A 2,936-nucleotide genomic window follows, 5' to 3' on the forward strand; every position below is an offset into this window, starting at 1 on the left:
GCATGGAGTCGATCATGGTTCCATCCATGTCAAAGATCAGTGCGTCAGTTCCAGATGCACCGAGCGGGGCTTGTAGGGTCATCAGTTACTCCTGTCTCAAAGACGCTTTGATCAATGAAACGTTGAATCCGCCATAACGCCTGGCTATGCTTTTGAAATCAGTGCCTGCCTGAGTCATTGGTAAATATCCTTGTTGTACGCAAAAGGAGGCGGTCTGGAATGTCATTGACGGTGGACTACCGGTTGGCACCTACCGTGCGCCGCCCCAGCTTGCGTTCGCCAACAAGGAACTGGATCAATGCCGTGGCCATAGACATCAGGACGATCAGCACAGTGCAGTACGCCAGCGCCACGCCATAGTCGCCAGTTCCTACCCTGCCAATGATGTAAGTGGTGGCCAGCTCGTACTCGGCCGTCACCAGAAAAATGACGGCGGAAACCGTGGTCATCGAGCGCACGAAGCTGTAGACCAGTGCGGCAACAAGGGCCGGCTTGAGCAAAGGCAGCACCACGCGGCGCAAGGTGGTCAGGCTGYTGGCCCGCAGCATGACAGAGGCTTCGTCGAGGGACCGGTCCAGCTGCTTGAACGATGCCGTTCCGGCCCGAACCCCGACCGGCAGATTGCGAAACACAAAGCACAGGACAATGACCAGGCCGGTACCCGTCAGCTCCACCGGCGGCACGTTGAAAGCCAGGATGTAGCTGACACCCAGCACCGTGCCGGGAATGGCAAACGTCAACAAGGCGGAAAATTCAAACAGGGCCTTGCCCCTGAATTCGGTCCGCGCCAGCAACCAGGCGATCAGCAAGCCGATGCTCGCGCAAACCGGGGCCGCAATGGCCGAAAGCGTGATGGTATTGAACAGGGACGCCCAGGCAGTTCCTGCCCAAAGCAGGCCATGCTCACCCCATTGCATGTCAAACGCAGTTTTGAAGTGCATCAGGGTTAGCGTGTAATCGCGCCCCCAGACTTTGACGAACCCACCCGCGAAGGCGAAGAAATAAACCACCATCGTGAAGGCGAGCCAGGGGCCTGCGACCCAGGTGCACAGGCGGCGCACCCCTGTCGGCAGTGCCATGGGCACGCCGGCGTCGCCTTTGCCGGAAACGGTGGTGAAGCTGGTTTTACCCAGGATGCGCCGCTGCACGAAGAAGACCGTCAACGCAAACGTCGTCAGCACCAGGGCCAGGGCCGCGGCCATACCCTGGTCCAGTGACGCACCCACAATGGCAAAAAAGATTTCCGTTGAAAGGACTGCATAGCCGCTACCCAGAATGATGGGGTTGCCGAAATCGGAAATGCTTTCGATAAACCCCACCAGAAACGCATTGGCCAGGCCAGGCGCCAGAAGCGGCAGCGTGACGGTCAGGAAGGTTTTCATCCGGCTTGCGCGGAGGGTCTGCGCCGCCTCTTCCAGGGATGGGCTGATGCCCTGCACCACGCCACGCATGATCATGAAGGCAATGGGTGTGAAAGCAAACAGCTGCGCGAGCCAGACGCCAAATACACCATAGAACCAGCGGGTGGGCGTAACGCCGAAAGACCACTCCATCAACTGGTTGACGATGCCGGCGCGGCCAAACAGCAGGATCAAACCCAGGCCCACGACAAACGGTGGCGTGATGATGGGCAGCATGGCCAGGGCGTTCAGTGGTTTTTGCAGTCGCTTGCCGGCGCTGCGCTCGGCGATGAGCGCGATCATGGTTCCCAGCACGGTCGTGCCAGCCGCGGTCAGCAGCGCCAGGTACAAGGTGTTCCACGCCACGCCGCAACTGGTCCCGCCACCCAGGCACCCGACACCCCACACGCGCGCAGTACCGACCCGCTCCCACAAGGCCCCCAAGGCAAAGCCTCCGTCTTCGGCATAGAAGGCAGCGGACAAGGACTTGGCGACCGGAAACACCACAAACAGGCACAGCAGTGCCGCGCATCCCACGACCGCGGCGGCCACAAACACGTCGCCACGGAAATAGCCCAGACGCGCGATGCCGGATCCCAGCAGCATGACAAGACAGACCAGGACCACAAAACCGCCCCAGCCGATGCCAAATTGCCCCTGCGGGAGCGTGCCCAGAGCCGCATTGAGCCATTCATACGACCACCCCGTGGCCCCGATCATGAAACCGCTCACACCCAAACCCAGCAGGCCGGTTACGGCGCCTGCCACCAGCACAGCGCCCTGGCGCCTGCTGGCAGGCATCAAGGCGCCGCATCCCGCCACCAGCAGACCGGCCACGCCGGTCCAGAGCCAGTCCCGGCCATGCATGGCAGCCTGCGTCAGCCCGTTGGCCGTCACAGGTTCGGTAAAAAGCCTGGGCAAGGCAAAGAGCAGCGAGCCACTTTGCAGGTAGTACCACGGCAGCGCCAGGTAAGCGGCTAAGCCGATGAGCACCCAGACGTAAATCGTCCGCTGGGTTCGTTCAGTGAATTGGACTGGCATGGGAGTGGCAAAAATAGTGGCAAAGATTCGAGCTGGATCGGCAGCTCTTTAGATTGAAGGTTGTCAGCGTCACGTCGCTGCCGCGTAGATCACTTGGCCTGGTTGAAGACCTTGCGTTCCCAGTTGAGGATCAGTTGCCGGCGAACCGCCGCTTGCCCGTACTTGGCGTAGTCGTAATCAATCAGCTTGATTTTCTTGAAGTCGGGAACACGGGGGTCCATGGGAGTTGCCTTGTTGGAGGGCAACTGGAACTGCTTGACTGCGGCACCAAATTGCTGCGCGCCCGGCGTGAGAGCCCATTCGTAAAATTTCCTGGCATTCGCCAGATTGCGCGCGCCCTTGATGATGGACATGGAGCCTACCTCGACGCCGGTGCCATCGGCGGGCGTGACGGCATCCACCGGAAAGCCCTGCGCCTTTTCACCGGTGACGTCATGGACAAAACTGATGGAAACCGATGCCTCGCCACGGGCAACCGCCTTGATGGGCCCCACG

Annotated in this window: 2 protein-coding genes; both read right to left on the reverse strand. The window is 60.5% G+C overall.

Going from position 1 to position 2,936, the window contains the following annotated elements; genetic code table 11:
- Positions 1-236: 236 nt before the first annotated feature.
- Positions 237-2,441 (reverse strand): ABC transporter permease, encoded by a 2,205-nt coding sequence (locus AC1DWI_RS18395; RefSeq protein WP_477725396.1) that lies wholly within the window; start codon positions 2,439-2,441, stop codon positions 237-239.
- A gap of 89 nt (positions 2,442-2,530) precedes the next feature.
- Positions 2,531-2,936: ABC transporter substrate-binding protein (locus AC1DWI_RS18400; RefSeq protein WP_477725397.1), on the reverse strand; the 406-nt coding region annotated here is incomplete at its 5' end.

The sequence above is a fragment of the Polaromonas sp. P3_C2 genome (assembly GCF_056402675.1).